This is a genomic window from Teredinibacter franksiae, assembly GCF_014218805.1.
Classification (GTDB): Bacteria; Pseudomonadota; Gammaproteobacteria; order Pseudomonadales; family Cellvibrionaceae; genus Teredinibacter; species Teredinibacter franksiae.
Window position 1 is genome coordinate 89616 of the sequence record NZ_JACJUV010000001.1, and the last position, 17269, is coordinate 106884.

Genomic DNA, 17269 nt, shown 5'->3' on the forward strand with positions numbered 1-17269 from the left:
CTACCCTTTTAACTTTAATTCGGATATTCGATCACGTAATTGTGCCGCTTTTTCGAACTCTAGATTTTTTGCCGCTTCAAACATGTCTTTTTCAAGGTCTTGTATGTGGTGCCACAAATCTTTTCCTTCGGGTATTTCGGCCAAATAACTAGCCGAATTTTCCGCCACTTTTTTACGTGAGCCTGGTCGTGAACCCGGCGCCCGCGCGCCTTCCATAATATCGGATACCGATTTTATAATGCTTTTAGGCGTAATACCGTGCTTGGTGTTATGGGCTATCTGCGTTTCACGACGCCGTGAGGTCTCGTCCATGGCGCGCTGCATGGAGCCGGTAATTTTGTCCGCATAGAGAATCGCTCTACCGTGAAGGTTTCGAGCCGCTCGGCCAATAGTTTGAATTAGCGAGCGGTCGGAGCGTAAAAAGCCTTCTTTATCGGCATCAAAAATGGCCACTAACGACACCTCGGGCATATCTAAGCCTTCCCGTAATAGGTTAATACCCACCAGCACATCAAATTCACCGAGACGTAGATCTCGAATAATTTCCACCCGCTCTACGGTATCAATATCCGAGTGAAGGTAGCGCACGCGCACACCATGTTCCGCCAGAAATTCGGTTAAATCTTCGGCCATGCGTTTAGTCAGCACAGTCACTAAGATGCGCTCACTTTTACTGGCCCTAAGATTAATCTCAGACAGGCAGTCGTCTACCTGAGTTGTTGCTGGCCGCACTTCTATTTCAGGGTCTAATAAACCTGTTGGGCGTACGAGCTGCTCCACGACCTGCCCTTGGTGCTCCGCCTCGTACGCGCCAGGGGTAGCGGATACAAATACTGCCTGCGGTGCTAAGCGCTCCCATTCATCAAACCTTAAGGGCCTATTATCCAGCGCCGATGGCAAACGGAAACCATACTCCACGAGGGTTTCTTTTCGGGATCTGTCGCCTTTGTACATACCGCCAATCTGCGGAACGGTTACGTGCGATTCGTCTATGACCAGCAGTGCATCCGCAGGTAAATAATCAAATAAAGTAGGCGGCGGCAAGCCAATTTCTCTGCCCGACAGGTAGCGAGAATAGTTTTCAATGCCCGTGCAATAGCCAAGTTCGCGCATCATTTCCATATCGTATTTTGTGCGTTGCTCCAACCGCTGAGCCTCTACTAGCTTGTCCATTTCCCGCAATTGCTCTAGCCGACTTTTTAGTTCTTTTTCAATGAAAACGACGGAATCGAGAATGGTTTGTCTTGGCGTTGCATAGTGGGTTTTGGGGTATATGGTTATACGTGGAAGCCTGGCATGTACTTCCCCGGTTAGCGGGTCGAAAGACGATAGGTTGTCTACTTCATTATCGAACAGCTCTATTCGAAACGCCTCGGTTTCAGAATCGGCGGGGAAAATATCAATTACTTCGCCACGAACACGGTAAGTACCACGATGAAAATCTATATCGTTGCGGGTATATTGCAGCTCGGCGAGTCGGCGTAATATCTGCCGCTGGTCTGCCTGATCACCACGTACTAGGTGCAGCATCATTTTTAAATAGGCATCGGGGTCGCCCAAACCGTATATGGCCGAGACGGTTGCAATTATAATTGCATCTTTTCTTTCCATTAGCGCTTTCGTGGCTGAAAGTCGCATTTGTTCTATATGCTCATTTACCGATGCGTCTTTATCAATAAACGTATCCGAGGAGGGAACATAGGCCTCTGGCTGGTAATAGTCATAGTATGAAACGAAATATTCTACGGAATTTTCAGGAAAAAACTCCTTAAATTCACCGTAGAGTTGAGCCGCCAAGGTTTTATTGTGGGCCATCACCAATGTGGGCCGTTGAACTTTTTCAATCAATTTGGCAATGGTAAAGGTTTTACCCGAACCGGTTACCCCGAGCAGTGTTTGATGTGCCAAGCCCGCTTCAATGCCTCGCTGTAAACTAACGATGGCCTTAGGTTGATCGCCAGCAGGTTCGTACTTGCTGTGGACCTTAAACGGCTTAAAGGTTTTTTCTAACATTGAATCGCCCAGCAATAGTGAATCCTTGGATTGGCGATAAAGTCGGGGTCCAATGTTTCTTTGCTGATTTGACGCACGTTATATTGTTGCAACGCTTCTTCATCTAATTTAAAGCTACGCAAATTGTTTGAAAAGTAGAGTGTGCCACCGGGGTTAAGTATTTCCATACAGCGGGTTATTAAACCCACATGATCGCGCTGAATATCTAACACGCCTTCCATTCGTTTAGAATTGGAAAAGCTTGGCGGGTCGAGCATAATTAAATCGAAGCCCTGACGACAGACCTTCAACCAATCTTCACAATTGTTGCGTATAAGTGTGTGTTCATCACGATTAATATCGTTTCTTTCCAAATTGCGTTGAGCCCAGTCTAAATAGGTATTAGACATATCAACGCTAACCGAACTAGTGGCGCCACCTAACGCGGCCTGCACCGTTGCCGTTGCCGTATAGCAAAACAGATTCAAAAATGTTTTACCGCGGGCTTCTTGGCGTATTCTGCGCCTTAAGGGGCGGTGGTCCAGAAAAAGGCCTGTATCTAAATAATCATCAAAGTTTACTTCTAGCTCGGCCCCCTCTTCTAGGGTATAGAGCGGAACGTTAGGCGTATTCGCGAGCTCTTTTTCATACTGTGTTTTACCTTTGTTTCTTCGCCGCACCCGTGTGGATATTTGCGATTCAGACAGGTCCAAAACAACGGCGCACGCATGAACTAGGTCGTCGAAACGTTCTTGGGCTTTCGCCTCATCTATTGTTTTGGGCGGCGCATATTCTTGTATATGGCAGTGTATGTCGCCATTACTGAGTAGGTAGTGGTCGATGGCGGCGGCGTATTCCGGCATATCGGCATCATACAATCGGAAGCTGTTTATGCGGTTTTTATTCGTCCACTTCACCAATTGCTTACGGCGTTTTTTTAACCGGTTTGCCACCATTGCAGCACCAGAGCTTAATGGCCGCTCTTTCAGCGGTAATTCTCGTGCATTAAACCAACTTTTGCTGCCATCTTCGCCATCGACAACTTCTACATCGGTTGCGCGCTTTACCGTGCCCTCATCGCGAACGTCGTACATCAATAGTTCACTGGGTATCAAACCATTGTATAGCTGGTATTTCTTTTTAGGGCGCAAACGCAATTCACGGCCAAGCTCTTTATTGCCGGTGAAAACGCCCAATTGCCAACCCGAAAACTCCTCTTTGCATCTTTGCGCCAAGGTAAAATACGTTTGCCTTAGGGCTTCAACTTCACCCAAGCGCTCGCCATAAGGTGGGTTACAAATGATTAGGCCAGGTTGCATCTCTTTATGGGTGGGCTTTTTGAATTCAGACACATCTTTTTTAGTGACACGAATAATATCGTCTAACCCAGTAACGGTAATGTTGCGTCGCGTTGTACCCAATACTCGATGGTCAATATCGTAACCGCGAATTTCAGGTTGAGCACTTTCCAGTGCTTGCTTGTGTATGGCCTCGGCTTCATCAACAATTTGTTGCCACAGGGCTGGGTCGTGCTTTTGCCATTTTTCGAAGCCAAAGCCAACAACCTGTGGGTCGAACACGTCACCTTCCGCTAGGAAGATGTCTTGCCTGTCTGGCCGGCTAAACCGTGCGCGCAATAAGCCCGGCGCCATTTTGCACGCCATCATGCCGGCTTCCAGTAAAAATGTACCGGAGCCGCACATAGGGTCTAGTAAGGCACCGCCCGCTTTGTATATTTCAGGCCAGCCTGCCCGTAGCAGTATTGCCGCCGCGAGGTTTTCTTTTAGGGGTGCACCACCTTGGCCCACCCTGTACCCACGTTTGTGCAAACCTGCACCGTTTATCTCGAGGCTTATGTATATAACGCTCTTCGCCAAACGTGCGTTAATACGGATGTCGGGTGACGTTTTACTAACATCCGGACGGCTGCCGGTTTTGTCTCGAATACGGTCCACCACCGCGTCTTTAACGGTCTGAGCTCCAAACTGCGTGTTGCGAATGGCATCATTGGTACCGGTGAATTCAACCAGTAAAGTACCATTTTCGGGGAAGTGCTCCTCCCATGGTATTGTTTTTGCAGCAGTATAAAGGTCATCGGCGCTATCGACGGTGGGTTTATCGCCGTCGTTAAAAAGTGGCATTAGAATCTTGTTTGCGAGCCTTGACCACATGCAGGCCTTGTAAAGAATGCCTTGGTCGCCGCTGAAGTAAACACCGGCTACTGTTTCTTTTAAATTACTTGAACCCAGGTCTTCAAGCTCCTGTTTTAACAAGCTTTCCAGGCCCTTGGGGCATGTTGCAAAGTAACTGGGTATGGGGTTATTCATGGATTATTTTATTCTCTGAGGCCATATCAGGCGATGTAGCTATGAATTTTAAATCGTTCACTTTTAATCTGTTGTTTGGGAGACTAGCGGTCCGCTTCGCCGAATAAAGGGCGATATTAGGGTTTAACTTAAAACCCAAACTTGTTGTACCAAATGGATTTACTATGCTCCATAGAGCGATTAAAAAAGGGAATATCACTTTAACCTTAGCCCGCAATAGGCGGGCTGTAGTTTTTAGAAACTCTGGCTTCTGAAAACGGTAGTTACTGAATACTATTCGTTCTTGAGAACAGCTGTTCCTAGAAACTCTTGTTTCAATAGAGTATGCACTGTCATAAACCAAGCGAGGTACTACCCGTATGAAACGCCAAAAAAGAGCCCACTCTGAACGAGCTTTCGCTCGTGGATATATGGCCGGAACCACTGGCAGATCACGAAGCCTATGCCCACACGGTACAGGCGAAGCCAGACACGTATGGCTCTCCGGTTGGCGTGAAGGACGGGAAGACCATTGGAATGGTTTCAATACTCTGGCGCAAGTCCAGAAGCTTCAAAGCTATTAATGGCAAGCTGCACTCTTAAGCTGGCGACTGCGTAATGCTACCCAGCCGGAAAAAGCGTACTGCAAAGCCTATTGTTATCGCATTCAACCCATTGCAGTGCGCTTGTTAAACCACAACAGGCCATAGAATTCAAAAGGGACACCACACCCAACACGTGTGAAGCTATACTGAGGGATCAGCCCATGCTCGGCTCCAATCGCCAGAGCACCTAAGCCCCATAATCAGGGGCTTTTGGAAGCCGCTACCGCCGACACGGCGTTAGCGGCTTCTGCTACCAATTCCGGCCCTCGGTATATAAACCCCGTATACAGCTGCACTAAGCTGGCCCCTGCCTGCAATTTTTCGGCTGCATCTTCTCCGGTCATAATACCGCCTACGCCAATAATCGGCATTTTGCCCTGTAGATGTTCAGCCAACGTTCGAATAACGTGGGTTGCTTTGTCCCGCACGGGTGAACCACTTAATCCACCGGCCTCGCTAGCAAAAACCGAATGCTCAACACCCTCTCTGGAAATAGTGGTGTTTGTGGCTATAACGGCGTCGAAGTTGTGCTTGAGTAACGTATCGGCAACACTTTTTAACTCATCATCGCTCATATCAGGCGCTATTTTCACCGCCACAGGAACGTTTTTGCCGTGGCGTTGCTGCAATTCCACTTGCTTGGCTTTTATACCCTTTAAAAGTATCTCCAGGTTCTCGCCAAATTGTAAATTGCGCAAGCCAGGCGTGTTGGGCGACGAAATATTAATGGCTATATAGTCTGCAGAGGTGTACACCGCCTCCATGCATTTCTGGTAATCGCTCAGGGCATTTTCTTCTGGCGTAAGTTTGTTTTTACCCATGTTAATACCCAAAACCCCCTGGTAGCGTCGACGACGTACGCGCTCCACCAAGTGATTAACACCATTATTGTTGAAACCCATACGGTTGATAATGCCCTGCTCGTTTTTCAACCTAAACAACCGTGGCTGAGGGTTACCTGGCTGAGCCAGAGGGGTTACGGTACCTACTTCCACAAAACCAAAACCTAACTTACCCAGTGCATTGAAATATTCGCCGTTTTTATCCAGCCCTGCCGCCAACCCAACCCGGTTGGGGAAACGGAGCCCCATCACCTCTACGGGGTCTTCAACCATTCTCTTAACGAAGGGTTGAAGTAAATGAAGGCGCTCGGCAGCGCCCATGGCATCCAGGGAGATATCGTGAGCGACTTCTGGATCAAGCTTAAAGAGGATATTTCGTGCGAGGGAATACATAAACTGCCTGTCTTGAGGGAAGATTTTAACCGCCGCAAGGATACAGAAATCAGCCCAGTTTTTCTATTTTACTGAACCGATTGTTCTCATCATAGTCGATGGCAAAGTGGCCCTGAATACCCTCTCGTGTTACAAACGGACGCAATATACTTGCAGGAAATTGAATACGCCGGCCATCGAGGGTAACCGCATGTACTGACTTGGCCGTACCCGCATACGATTTCAAGTACTCCTCTGCGGTTATGGTCATGCGGAGTTGGACAGTAGACTCAGCCATAGCGCACTAGCCTTTGGTCTTTTGAGCATAATGATCAGTGGCCACCACCAAGTCCAGCAGCTCCCGAAGCGCTACCGAGAACATGGCATAATCCGTAGCCGAGGAGCTTTGAACCTCCGTAATCATGCGCCGCCAACGTACCACAAGGGATTCATTCTCACCGAAGCAGGCATCCAGAACGGCGGCGATGTCATCTTGCTGCGTCGATTCCATTGAACCCACGAGTGCTATGGTTAAACGCCGCAAATGGCTATCTAGCTCGTCCAAATAGGATTCCCGCGCCAAAGCTTGCCAGTAATTTTCGACTTTTACGTTGGACAGCTGTGAGGCAAACCAATTCAAGTCGAGGCGGTCTAGCAGGTCGAAGAAAACCTCTGTAGCTAGCTCCACATCTACCTTTGCGGCTAGCGACGATTCAATGACACCTAACCCAGAAAAAAGGTTGTCCGGCATGGCCAACCGCAGAGCCCAGTCTTCGGGTACCTTTAGTTCTTCAAACAAGCGTGAGCGCGCCAGCCATTCTTCCCGCGCGGCACCCTCCATAACATTGCCAGTTGTTCGGTGAACCGTCTTTAACCCACTTTTGAAAAACTCTACATCCGCTTCCGGGTTAAGGTTAAGGCGCCGATTCCGTAAAAACCAGCGAGTACCCCGGCGCACCCGACGAATCATGTTGGCCGACAATTCGGCCTGAAGGCTACTGGCCACTTTGTGATCCAGAGATTTGATGTACTGCTGAAACGCTTCAAACTCAAACACATCACGCGACACAACATAGGCGCGGGCTATTTCCGCCACCGAAGCACCGGTTGTTTCTATTAGCCGATGGCCGGCGGTTATACCTAAGTTATTGATAAAGTCATTCGCTATCTGCGTGCCGACAATTTCTTTTTTCAACCGGTGCTTGTAAAGCGGCTTTTTTAGCTTTTTCATGATTGTTTTGGGAAACGCCGTTTCTATGGCTTGGGCTATATAGGCGTCTTCTGCAATATCGGAATTTATCAGCTCATCTTTCATCATAACTTTGGCGTAGCTGATTAATACCGACAATTCCGGCCGCGTAAGGTGCTTACCCTGCCCGCCCCGCTCGGATATTTCTTCGTCACTGGGTAAAAATTCAAGGCCTCTATCTAAGCGGCCGGTATTTTCTAGAAAGCTGACGAAACGCCGATATTCTGTAGACCGTACACTGGCTTGAAATTGCGCAATACTAATAGCCTGCGCTTGCCGATAGTTGTTTTGTAACACCAAATCAGATACTTCTTGGGTCATATCCGACAGTAATTTGTTTCGTTGTTTGGTGGTCAAATCACCACTGACAACCTGTTCGTCTAACAAGATTTTGATATTAACTTCGTGATCGGAGCAATCGACACCGGCTGCATTGTCGATAAAATCGGTATTACAGGCGCCGCCTGCGAGGGCATATTCAATACGACCCCGTTGTGTTACGCCAAGATTCCCGCCCTCCCCAAACACTTTACAACGTAACTCACCACCATTAACGCGCAATGAATCATTGGCTTTATCGCCTACATCCGCATGGGATTCCGAATGGCTTTTTACGTAAGTGCCTATACCACCGTTCCAAATCAGGTCTACCGGCGATTTTAGCAACGCGCAAATCAATTCCGTTGACGTTAGCGCATCGGCGTCTATACCAAAGGCCGCTTTCATTTCCGTCGTTATCGCGATGGATTTCGCCGCTCGCAAAAACACCCCGCCGCCAGCCGAAATAAGTGTTTTTTCGTAATCTGCCCAGGAGGTGCGTGGGGTTTCGAACAACCGCTTTCGTTCTTTGTAGCTAGTAGCGGAATGAGGTGTTGGGTCTATAAATATGTGTAGGTGGTTAAACGCGGCTTTAAGGCAAATATGTTCTGACAGCAGCATGCCATTACCGAAAACATCGCCACCCATATCCCCTATACCGACAACGGAGAAATCTTCTTTTTGAATATCAACGCCCATTTCACGAAAATGCCGCTGTACCGACACCCACGCGCCCTTGGCGGTAATGCCCATGCCTTTGTGGTCGTAACCCTGGCTGCCACCGGATGCAAAAGCATCCCCCAGCCAGTGGTTGTATTTCAATGAAATTTCATTGGCTATATCGGAAAATGTTGCCGTGCCCTTGTCTGCGGCTACAACTAGGTAGGGATCTTGTTCGTCTCGGCACACAACCGCATCAGGGGTAACAACACTGCCGTGTACCAGGTTATCGGTAAGATCTAAAAGCCCGCAGATAAACGTTTTGTAGCACGCAATACCCTCGGCAAGAATGGCATCACGCCCCCCCTGCAGTGGTGGTTTTTTGCATACAAATCCGCCCTTGGCGCCGTTAGGTACAATAACGGCATTCTTAACCTGCTGGGCTTTTACTAGGCCAAGCACTTCAGTTCGGTAGTCCTGCAGGCGATCGGACCAACGCAAGCCACCACGTGCAACCTTGCCGCCCCGTAGGTGTGCACCTTCTACTCTAGGGGAATACACATATATTTCGAATAACGGGCGTGGCTCGGGGATATCGGGAATGGACCGTGGAGAAAACTTAAACGCAATATAGTCTTTGGCTGTACCGTTTTCGGTTTGAAAAAAGTTGGTTCTCAGTGTGCCATCAATAAGCTCCAGGTACCTACGCAATACCCTGTCTTCATTTAAATTGGCAACGTCATCGAGTGCGGTTTTTATTTTGCTCGTTAAACGCTGAACACGCTCTTCGGTTTTAGACTCTTTATTTAGCCTTGGATCAAAGGCGGTTTTGAATACAGCCACTAAATTACGGGTAATTTCGGTATGATTGGCTAGTGTTTCAGCAATAAAGTTTTGGTCCGCATTAAAACCAATTTGCTTCATGTAACCCGCATAGGCTCGCAACAAACACACTTCTCGCCAATTCAAGCGCGCGCCTAACACCAGTTTATTGAACGCATCACTTTCGGCCTGATTCCGCCAAACAGCGGCAAATGCCTGTTCAAACAGTGACTTTACCGCGTGTACATCTAAATCGGCACCAATACCCAGGTCCAACTCAAAGTCGTGTAACCAAAAGCGCGTGCCATCTTTCTTATAAATTTTATAGGGGTGCTCGCCTATTACTCTTAAACCAAGGTGTTCCAATATAGGTATAATATCGGAGAGCACTAGCGCCTCGTTGCGGTGTAACACTCTGAATCGCATTCGATTCTCGTCAAACCCAATGGGCTGATAAAAATTCATGGCGATGTTATCGTCAGACTGCAGGCCTTCTATTAGTTTAATATCTTGCACGGCATAGCGCGCATCAAAATTTTCCTGGTAGCCAGAAGCGAATCCGTTTTTGTACAAATTATAGCTGCTGATACCCCGACTCTCGCCCATCTCCTCTACGAGTGATGCCCGAAGGTTATCATCCCAGTTACGCGTTACTTCAACGACCTGATCCTCAAGCTCCCTTAGACTTAACTCCTGTGGATACGGCTTACTTATTCTGAAAATAAATTGTGCCCGTACCATGCTGGATTCAGAGAAGTAGGTATTAAAATCGAAGTCCTTCGAAGAGAATGTTTCCGAGAGAATGTCCTGAATTTTTTGGCGAACGCTGGTGCTGTATACTTCGCGCGGGACAAAAACATTGCAGGTTACAAAATTGCCAAAAGGGTCTGCCCGTACAATTAGGCGAACCATATGCCGCTCATTGGTTTCAACAATGGACATTATATTGGTGAACAGCGAGTCGGTATCGGTTAAGAGCAGCTCTGCCCGCGGGTAGCTTTCTATGGTTCTACGCAGGTTTTTGCCATCGTGGCTGCTTAGGTCCATATCGGAGCGTGCAACAATGTCGTTTACTTTTTTGCGCAGTATCGGAATATCGAATGGCGACAACATAAAGACTTCGTAGGTAAACAGCCCCAAAAACCTTACCTCCCCACACAGTTCACCCTTGTCATCGTATTTTTTTAACACTACATAATCGGGGTACACCGCCCGATGCACACTACTGTGGGTAGACGCCTTGGAAAAACAGATTAGGCTATCGCCTTCGTAGAAATCTTTGATGCCTAAGCTGAATTCAGTCTGGGGTACTACGGCAGTTTCTGTGGATGCATTTCTAAATACACCAAGACGCTGATCAATAATTTCTCGCAACTCTTTTTTCTTGCCGTTAGTCACCAGCTCGTAATCTCGATACCCCAAAAAGGCGAAATGACGGTGCCGAAGCCAACCCACAAACTCCTGTACTTCACTATTGTTGGGAAAATGCTTTGCTAGGTTAGCTTTCGCTACATCCAGCTTTTCAAGTACTGGCTGGTGGTCATTTACCACCACAGCAACATCGTTCAGCCCCGACACCAGTTGGCTACGAATGTGTTTAAGCTCTTCGTCACTCGGTTGCAGGCTCACCTCTAAATACATGAGCGCTTCTTTTTCGCCCTCGATATTGTCATTACCCGCACTAAGAGAACATGCCAAGGTATCGGCAGAACGACTAACCCGTAATACCGTACTCTTTATGGTGTAAATGGGGACTTCACAACGGCTGAGTGCAATACGTACAGAATCCACCAAAAAGGGCATATCTTTCTGGTGAATAATGATGACGCTGCGGCCACACTGCCAGCCGTGCTCTTCGAGTGAAGGGTTGAACACCTGCACATTCGCAGCGTCTGCTGGTGGATTTTTAAACTGATGAAAAAGACCAAAACACAAACCGTAGAGGTCGCCAATATTGCGCCCTACCCATTCTTCAAGCGGAAAGCGCTCTAGATACACACGGATAAACGACAACAGTTGCTCGCTGCCTTTACTGCCCTTATTTTCCCGAATCCATTTACCAAAGTTGTGGCTAAAATGTGAGCGGTTAGCAAGGGATGACAAAGTTATATCCACGAATATGTCCTCATTCGTTTGTAGTTTTGGGGGTTTGCAGTTGATATAGCGCCGGAGTGCCCTTACCTGTATGTGCAGTAGAGGGAACCTGACACATATCGCAGAGTCATAGTGCACCCAGCGAGTAAAATATTCGCACGTAATAAGCTGGCGATGCTAGGTTTTCCGCCACAATAAAAAACGCGGATTCAACCTTTATGTATAGCCTTAAAACCCTTTAATATCAATAAGTTTCATATGATTTCTAATGGTATATCGACACGATGAGTACTAAAGCAGCCATTGATAATTTACGCACCTGGCTCGACAGCCAGATTATTGGTCAACCCCACTTAAATGACCGTTTATTGATCGCCTTAATCGCCGATGGCCACCTGTTAGTTGAGGGTGCTCCAGGGCTGGCGAAAACAAAAGCCATTAAAACCCTGTCTGAGGGAATTGAGGGCGATTTCCATCGGGTGCAGTTTACGCCCGATTTATTGCCTTCCGATGTGACCGGTACAGATATTTACCGGCCAGAACAAGGTACGTTCGAGTTTCAGGCGGGCCCTATCTTCCACAACTTGGTACTGGCCGACGAAATTAACCGCGCCCCAGCGAAAGTGCAATCTGCGCTACTGGAGGCAATGGGAGAGCGCCAAATAAGTGTGGGTAAAGCCACCTATAAGCTACCCGAACTTTTCCTGGTAATGGCGACACAGAACCCCATTGAACAGGAAGGTACCTACCCTCTTCCCGAAGCACAGCTCGATCGCTTTTTAATGCATGTAGAGGTGGATTTCCCCGACGCCGATGCTGAAAGGCAAATTCTGCACCTGAGCCGCAGAGAGGCGAGCCAGTCCAGACCGAAAGACACCATGGCAGAGCCGGTGAATCAAACGGCGATTTTTGCCGCCCGTGAGGAAGCGTTGAGCCTACATATGGCAGAACCGGTTGAGACCTATATTGTGCAACTCACCGACGCCACACGTAACCGCAGCCATTATGGTTCAGACCTACCACGCTGGTTAGACTTTGGCGTAAGCCCCCGCGCAACCATTAGCCTAGATCGCTGCTCGCGCGCCCATGCCTGGCTGAATGGAAAAGATTACGTTAGCCCAGAGGATGTACGCGCGGTAATCCATGATGTGTATCGACACAGATTGATCTTAAGCTTTGAAGCCGAGGCCAATGGCCAGACCGCTAACAAAATCGTAGATGAGTTAATTAACCGTGTTCCTGCGGTATAACCACCGGTGTAGCGAAGAGGTTGTTGTTACATGAAGAGTGCTGCTACTAACAGCCCGCTTAAAAAAAATGTAAAGGGCGTTTATGTATCCATAGACGACATGCTTGGTTTACGTTTTTATACCAAAGACCTGCAATTAACCGCGCGTAAACGCAGCAGTGCTATTGCTGACGGCGAAGTAAAAACCCATTTCCGCGGTCGCGGAATGGAATTTGCCGAAGTGCGACCTTACCAACCCGGCGATGACGTACGCAGCATTGACTGGCGAGTAACTGCACGCAGCACGCAAGCCTATACAAAGCTCTATCAAGAAGAGCGTGAGCGGCCGGTGCTTATCGCTGTAGACCAACGTTCGCCAATGTTCTTTGGCAGTCAAACCGTATTTAAATCCTATGCGACGGCACAAATGGCCGCAGCCATTGGCTGGATTGCACTACAAAATAACGACCGAATAGGCGCGTTGATTTTTGGAGATACGGCGCAAGAAGATTTACGTACTCGGCGTGGTAAACATGCGCTGCTGGCACTGGTTAATCGTTTGCAAGACTATAATCACCGCTTAACCAGCCCAATTGCCGTACCCGGCGGTATTTCCACACAAGAAATCTTTACCGACCTGCGTCGCGTTGCAAAGCCCGGTACGGCGGTATTCGTGATCAGTGACTTTAACGATATTACCAGCGACTGCGAAGAATCATTACACATGCTGGCCAAACACACAGACGTTACCCTGCTGAAAGTATTCGACCCGCTCGAGCAGTCGCTACCAAAAGCCATGTCGCTCAGTATCTCGAATAAACACGATAAACTCACCCTCGATACATTAAACAACGCCTTGCTTAGCGGCTACGAACAGAATTTCTCGCAGGCGCACGCGCTTCTCACAAGCCAATGTCAAAATGCCGGAGCCACCCTACGGGCGATTGATATCAGTAAAAAAATTGAACATCACGTGAATGACCTATTTGCGTCGCGCAATAAAAAATCCGCAAGGGGGGCTCGATAATGCTGCCGTCTCTTGCGCAATTACTGCCTCAACAACCCCTGCAGCCACCCCAAGGGCAGCCAGACCCTGTACAACAATTGTTAGCACAACTCCACGACCCAGCGCTACCCGACGCCATTGGTCTTTGGCCTTTAGCTATTGGCTGGTGGCTTGCGCTGTTTATTGGGGTAACGGCCATTACCATTTTGGTTATTAAAACGGTACAGCACAAAAAGCGTTCACTGTACCGCAAGCTAGCGTTAGCTGAGCTAAATAACATTCAACACAACGAACCGGCGCACAAGCAAATTTTTGCCATTAACAGCCTGTTAAAGCGGGCGTTTTTTAGCGCCTACCCCTCCCTTAGAAACGAAATGGGAGGCACCTACGGTGAACACTGGAAGGCTCTACTGTTCAATACTTGCGCCCTGCATAAGCTAACCATTGAAGAACAGGGCGCACTTATCCACATTACCGGTGAAGCGAAATATCAACCCGGTACCACCATCGAACTATCGCGGGTTATCAAGGCCAGTAGGTTTTGGATCAAACACCATAAAACCTATTCCACTGCACAGCTAAAACCCATTACCGAACGCTGTTTACCGGGGGCCGTTTAATATGTTCGAATTTGCCTGGACATGGGTATTCTTACTCGCACCGCTACCCTTAATAGCCTATCTATTTTTACCCGCCGTACAACGCCAAGAATCGGCTTTGCTCGTTCCTTTTTTTACGCGTGCAAGTACCCTGCAGAATGATAGCGGTCAAGGTGTAACACGGCGAAAGCTTAGCTCACTACTTCTCTATATTTGCGCGTGGTTGCTAATCGTTACAGCTGCCGCACGCCCACAATGGATTGGCGACCCCATAGAAATACCGGCAAGTGGCCGGGATCTACTTTTGGCTGTGGACATTTCTGGGAGCATGGAAACTCCCGACATGCTCGTGAACGACGAGCAAATTCCGCGCATTGCTGTTGTTAAATATGTTGTATCAGACTTCATTCAACGCCGTGAATCAGATCGTATTGGACTTATTCTTTTTGGTACCCAGGCCTACTTACAGGCGCCTTTAACATTTGACCGAGCGACCGTCAGTCAATTGCTCGATGAATCACGCCTTGGATTTGCCGGTGAAAATACCGCCATTGGTGACGCCATAGGCCTAGCCATAAAACGTTTGCGAGACCGGCCCGCCTCCCAACGTGTACTCATATTACTCACCGACGGCGCAAATACCGCCGGCGAGGTTTCACCACGGCAAGCCGCAGACCTAGCAAAACAAGCCGGAATAAAGATTTACACCGTAGGTGTTGGCGCCAATGAAATGATTCAACGTATGGGTATTTTCGGCGGTATGTCGCGCATGGTAAACCCTTCCAGTGAGCTGGACGAAGACACCTTAAAATATATAGCCGACTCCACCGGCGGCACTTATTTTCGCGCCCACGACCCGCGAGAGCTGCAACAAATATACGCATTGCTGGATAAGCTAGAACCTATAGAGCAGGCCAAGAATACTTTTCGCCCTACCCGTGCATTATTCTACTGGCCCCTTGCTTTAGCCATTTTACTGAGTATGGCAATGCCGATACTAAAACTTTTACGTATAAATTCAACAAAAGGCAAAACGCCAAACCCTTTTAGTCAACAGCAGCATGAGGTTGGTTAAGCGATGATAGATGCACTGAATACCGCGCTTTCGCAATTCCATTTTATTCGGCCCTTTTGGCTACTGCTGCTACTGCCTGCGGCCTACCTCAGCTTTAAGCTATGGCACTTCCAAAGCCAGACATCTAATTGGCAGTCTGTAGTCGCTAGCCATTTGCTGCCCTTTTTAATGGATGGCGAAACCACACGTACCAGCCGCTACCCCCTAGTCGGCCTTTTTGTTATATGGCTGCTACTAATATTCGCTTTAGCCGGACCAACATCGGGGAAAATTTCTCAGCCTATTCATCAGAGCACCTCGGCTTTGGTCATCGCATGGGATATGTCCCCTTCTATGCTTGCGGAAGACGTAAAGCCCTCCCGATTGGTACGCTCGCGCTTAAAGCTAATTGACTTACTAAGAGAAAGAAACGAAGGCCTTACAGCGCTTATTGCTTACAGTGGGCAGGCGCATGTTGTAACCCCACTTACCGACGATACCGAAACAATCATTAGCTTACTGAAAGGGCTACACCCTCACGTTATGCCCGCCCAAGGCAGTAATACTGAAATGGCACTAGAGCTTGCCAACCAGTTGTTAAAAGACGGCGGTATACCCAAAGGTGACATAATATTTGTAACCGACGGCATAGCCCAAAGCGCTATAACCGAACTTGGACAAATACACGACGCTTCAGCTCACACCGTTAGTATTTGGGGGGTAGGCACAAACGGCGGCGCACCCATCCCACTCAAAAATGGTGGATTCGCATACGACCGTAACGGCGAAATGGTTATCGCTAAATTGAACGAGAATACGCTTAGTGCAACGGCCTCTGAGCTTGGCGGTGTGTATATACCTTTTTCACAATCGGATTTTGATTTAATCTCCATTAAAAATTTCGTTTTGCACCCCACTAAAACAGACACTAGGGAAGTAAACCGAGAGTTTGACCAGTGGTTTGAATTAGGCCCCTACTTACTGCTGCTAATACTTCCGTTTGCAGCGCTAGCCTTTCGTCGCGGCTGGCTGTTATCTTTTGGTTTTGTTTTTATTGTTGCAGGCACACCACAAACAGCAGATGCCTATGAGTGGCAAGACCTCTGGAAAACAAAAGACCAACGGGCAGCCGAGCTACTACAAAGCGCACCAGAGACCGCCGCAACCACCTTTAAAAATGAAGACTGGAAAGCCATCGCACACTACAAGGCAGGGAATTTTGACAGCGCTTTAGAGTCATTTAAAGGCGATTCAGCGCAGGCACATTACAACCGAGGCATTGCCCAAACACATCTGGGCAACTACGACGATGCCATACAATCCTACAACCAAGCACTCTCTCTCGACCCAAACCTTACAGTAGCTGCCGACAATCTTGCGATTGCGGAAAAATTGAAATCCCTGCAGGAAAATCAACAGCAAGGCGAAGATGGCGAAAACAGCCAGGATCAAGATAGTCAGGAGCAAAACAGCGAAGATAAAAACAGTCAACAAAACCCGAACGACAGTGACGCCAACCAAAAATCCAGTGGTGAGCAGCCGTCAGGAGAAAACAGCAAGGACCAGCAGCAAAACTCAGATTCACCTCAGAAAGGAGATGACCAGAAAAACGGTGAGCAAGGGCAGCAAGGAGAACAAGGAGAGTCGCAACAGGGGCAAAACGAAGAATCTGACCAGCCAATAAGTGAAGAGCAAAAACAGGCGCTGGAACAGGCCTACGGCGAACAAAACGAAGACACATCTGAAAGCGAAGATCAATCCACTAGCGCCGCTGACACAGAGCAAGAAGCCGACGAAAAACCTCAAAGCAAAGATGAGCAGCAGGCCGCCGTTGGCCAGGAACAACCCGAGCAATCTAACGAAGAAAATGCCGAAAACGATGAAGATGCGCCGGCGAATGGCAGCGTTATTCGTCCACAGATCAGCCGCGAAGAACAAGAAGCAGAGCAGTCTCTCGAACAATGGTTACGAAAGGTACCCGATGACCCAAGCGGACTTTTGAGAAATAAATTTCAATACGAACACGGGCAGCGAAAGCGCACCTTAAGACAACAACAGCCAAAGCTACCTGACGAAAATTTAAATGAAGAACGCTGGTAACCCAACTCCAATGTGCATGAGA

11 protein-coding genes are annotated in these 17269 nt (G+C 48.2%); 6 read left to right on the top strand and 5 right to left on the bottom strand.

Annotation, left to right across the window (positions count from 1 at the left end):
- Positions 1-2013 carry an excinuclease ABC subunit UvrB gene (gene uvrB, locus H5336_RS00280; RefSeq protein WP_185230352.1) on the bottom strand — a complete coding sequence of 671 codons (2013 nt, stop codon included), beginning with the start codon at positions 2011-2013 and terminating at the stop codon, positions 1-3.
- Complete coding sequence (gene rlmKL / locus H5336_RS00285; RefSeq protein ID WP_185230353.1) at positions 2007-4319, bottom strand: bifunctional 23S rRNA (guanine(2069)-N(7))-methyltransferase RlmK/23S rRNA (guanine(2445)-N(2))-methyltransferase RlmL; 2313 nt, start codon at positions 4317-4319, stop codon at positions 2007-2009. The genes uvrB and rlmKL overlap by 7 nt, the downstream gene beginning before the upstream one ends.
- Before the next feature lie 359 nt (positions 4320-4678).
- Between rlmKL and H5336_RS00290 the strand changes: the two genes are divergently transcribed.
- Positions 4679-4882, top strand: a complete 204-nt coding sequence (locus tag H5336_RS00290; RefSeq protein WP_185230354.1) for a BatR family protein — start codon at positions 4679-4681, stop codon at positions 4880-4882.
- Between the two features lie 221 nt (positions 4883-5103).
- On the opposite strand, the gene H5336_RS00295 is transcribed toward H5336_RS00290, so the two are convergent.
- Genes H5336_RS00295 through H5336_RS00305 form a run of 3 tightly spaced genes read right to left on the bottom strand, consistent with a single transcriptional unit; the run spans position 5104 to position 11281 of the window.
- Positions 5104-6138 (bottom strand): quinone-dependent dihydroorotate dehydrogenase, encoded by a 1035-nt coding sequence (locus H5336_RS00295; protein ID WP_185230355.1) that lies wholly within the window; start codon positions 6136-6138, stop codon positions 5104-5106.
- A 49-nt stretch (positions 6139-6187) separates the two neighbouring features.
- On the bottom strand, positions 6188-6415 hold the full coding sequence (locus H5336_RS00300) for a DUF2835 domain-containing protein (protein ID WP_185230356.1): 228 nt from the start codon (positions 6413-6415) through the stop codon (positions 6188-6190).
- Positions 6416-6421: 6 nt separating this feature from the next.
- The gene (locus H5336_RS00305) at positions 6422-11281 is read right to left on the bottom strand and encodes an NAD-glutamate dehydrogenase (RefSeq protein ID WP_185230357.1); all 4860 of its coding nucleotides are present in this window, start codon (positions 11279-11281) and stop codon (positions 6422-6424) included.
- A 263-nt stretch (positions 11282-11544) separates the two neighbouring features.
- On the opposite strand from H5336_RS00305, the gene H5336_RS00310 reads away from it, so the two are divergent.
- From H5336_RS00310 to H5336_RS00330, 5 genes are read left to right on the top strand one after another with little or no spacing between them, the layout of a single operon-like run.
- Entirely contained in the window at positions 11545-12510 is a 966-nt protein-coding gene (locus H5336_RS00310) for an AAA family ATPase (protein ID WP_185230358.1), read from the top strand.
- A gap of 30 nt (positions 12511-12540) precedes the next feature.
- On the top strand, positions 12541-13515 hold the full coding sequence (locus H5336_RS00315) for a DUF58 domain-containing protein (RefSeq protein ID WP_185230359.1): 975 nt from the start codon (positions 12541-12543) through the stop codon (positions 13513-13515).
- A complete protein-coding gene (locus H5336_RS00320) occupies positions 13515-14114 on the top strand; it encodes a DUF4381 domain-containing protein (RefSeq protein WP_185230360.1) in 600 nt (199 codons plus the stop codon). The genes H5336_RS00315 and H5336_RS00320 overlap by 1 nt, the downstream gene beginning before the upstream one ends.
- Position 14115: 1 nt before the next feature.
- Positions 14116-15168 (top strand): vWA domain-containing protein, encoded by a 1053-nt coding sequence (locus tag H5336_RS00325; protein ID WP_185230361.1) that lies wholly within the window; start codon positions 14116-14118, stop codon positions 15166-15168.
- 3 nt (positions 15169-15171) lie between these two features.
- Positions 15172-17247, top strand: coding sequence for a VWA domain-containing protein (locus H5336_RS00330; RefSeq protein WP_246438981.1), 2076 nt, complete (start codon positions 15172-15174; stop codon positions 17245-17247).
- The last annotated feature ends 22 nt before the right edge of the window (positions 17248-17269 follow it).

What these genes read in the sequence shown, in the direction of transcription:
- uvrB (WP_185230352.1), bottom strand. Translation starts at nt 2,013, where the DNA reads ATGTTAGAAAAAACCTTTAAGCCGTTTAAGGTCCACAGCAAGTACGAA.
- rlmKL (WP_185230353.1), bottom strand. Translation starts at nt 4,319, where the DNA reads ATGAATAACCCCATACCCAGTTACTTTGCAACATGCCCCAAGGGCCTG.
- H5336_RS00290 (WP_185230354.1), top strand. Translation starts at nt 4,679, where the DNA reads ATGAAACGCCAAAAAAGAGCCCACTCTGAACGAGCTTTCGCTCGTGGA.
- H5336_RS00295 (WP_185230355.1), bottom strand. Translation starts at nt 6,138, where the DNA reads ATGTATTCCCTCGCACGAAATATCCTCTTTAAGCTTGATCCAGAAGTC.
- H5336_RS00300 (WP_185230356.1), bottom strand. Translation starts at nt 6,415, where the DNA reads ATGGCTGAGTCTACTGTCCAACTCCGCATGACCATAACCGCAGAGGAG.
- H5336_RS00310 (WP_185230358.1), top strand. Translation starts at nt 11,545, where the DNA reads ATGAGTACTAAAGCAGCCATTGATAATTTACGCACCTGGCTCGACAGC.
- H5336_RS00315 (WP_185230359.1), top strand. Translation starts at nt 12,541, where the DNA reads ATGAAGAGTGCTGCTACTAACAGCCCGCTTAAAAAAAATGTAAAGGGC.
- H5336_RS00320 (WP_185230360.1), top strand. Translation starts at nt 13,515, where the DNA reads ATGCTGCCGTCTCTTGCGCAATTACTGCCTCAACAACCCCTGCAGCCA.
- H5336_RS00325 (WP_185230361.1), top strand. Translation starts at nt 14,116, where the DNA reads ATGTTCGAATTTGCCTGGACATGGGTATTCTTACTCGCACCGCTACCC.
- H5336_RS00330 (WP_246438981.1), top strand. Translation starts at nt 15,172, where the DNA reads ATGATAGATGCACTGAATACCGCGCTTTCGCAATTCCATTTTATTCGG.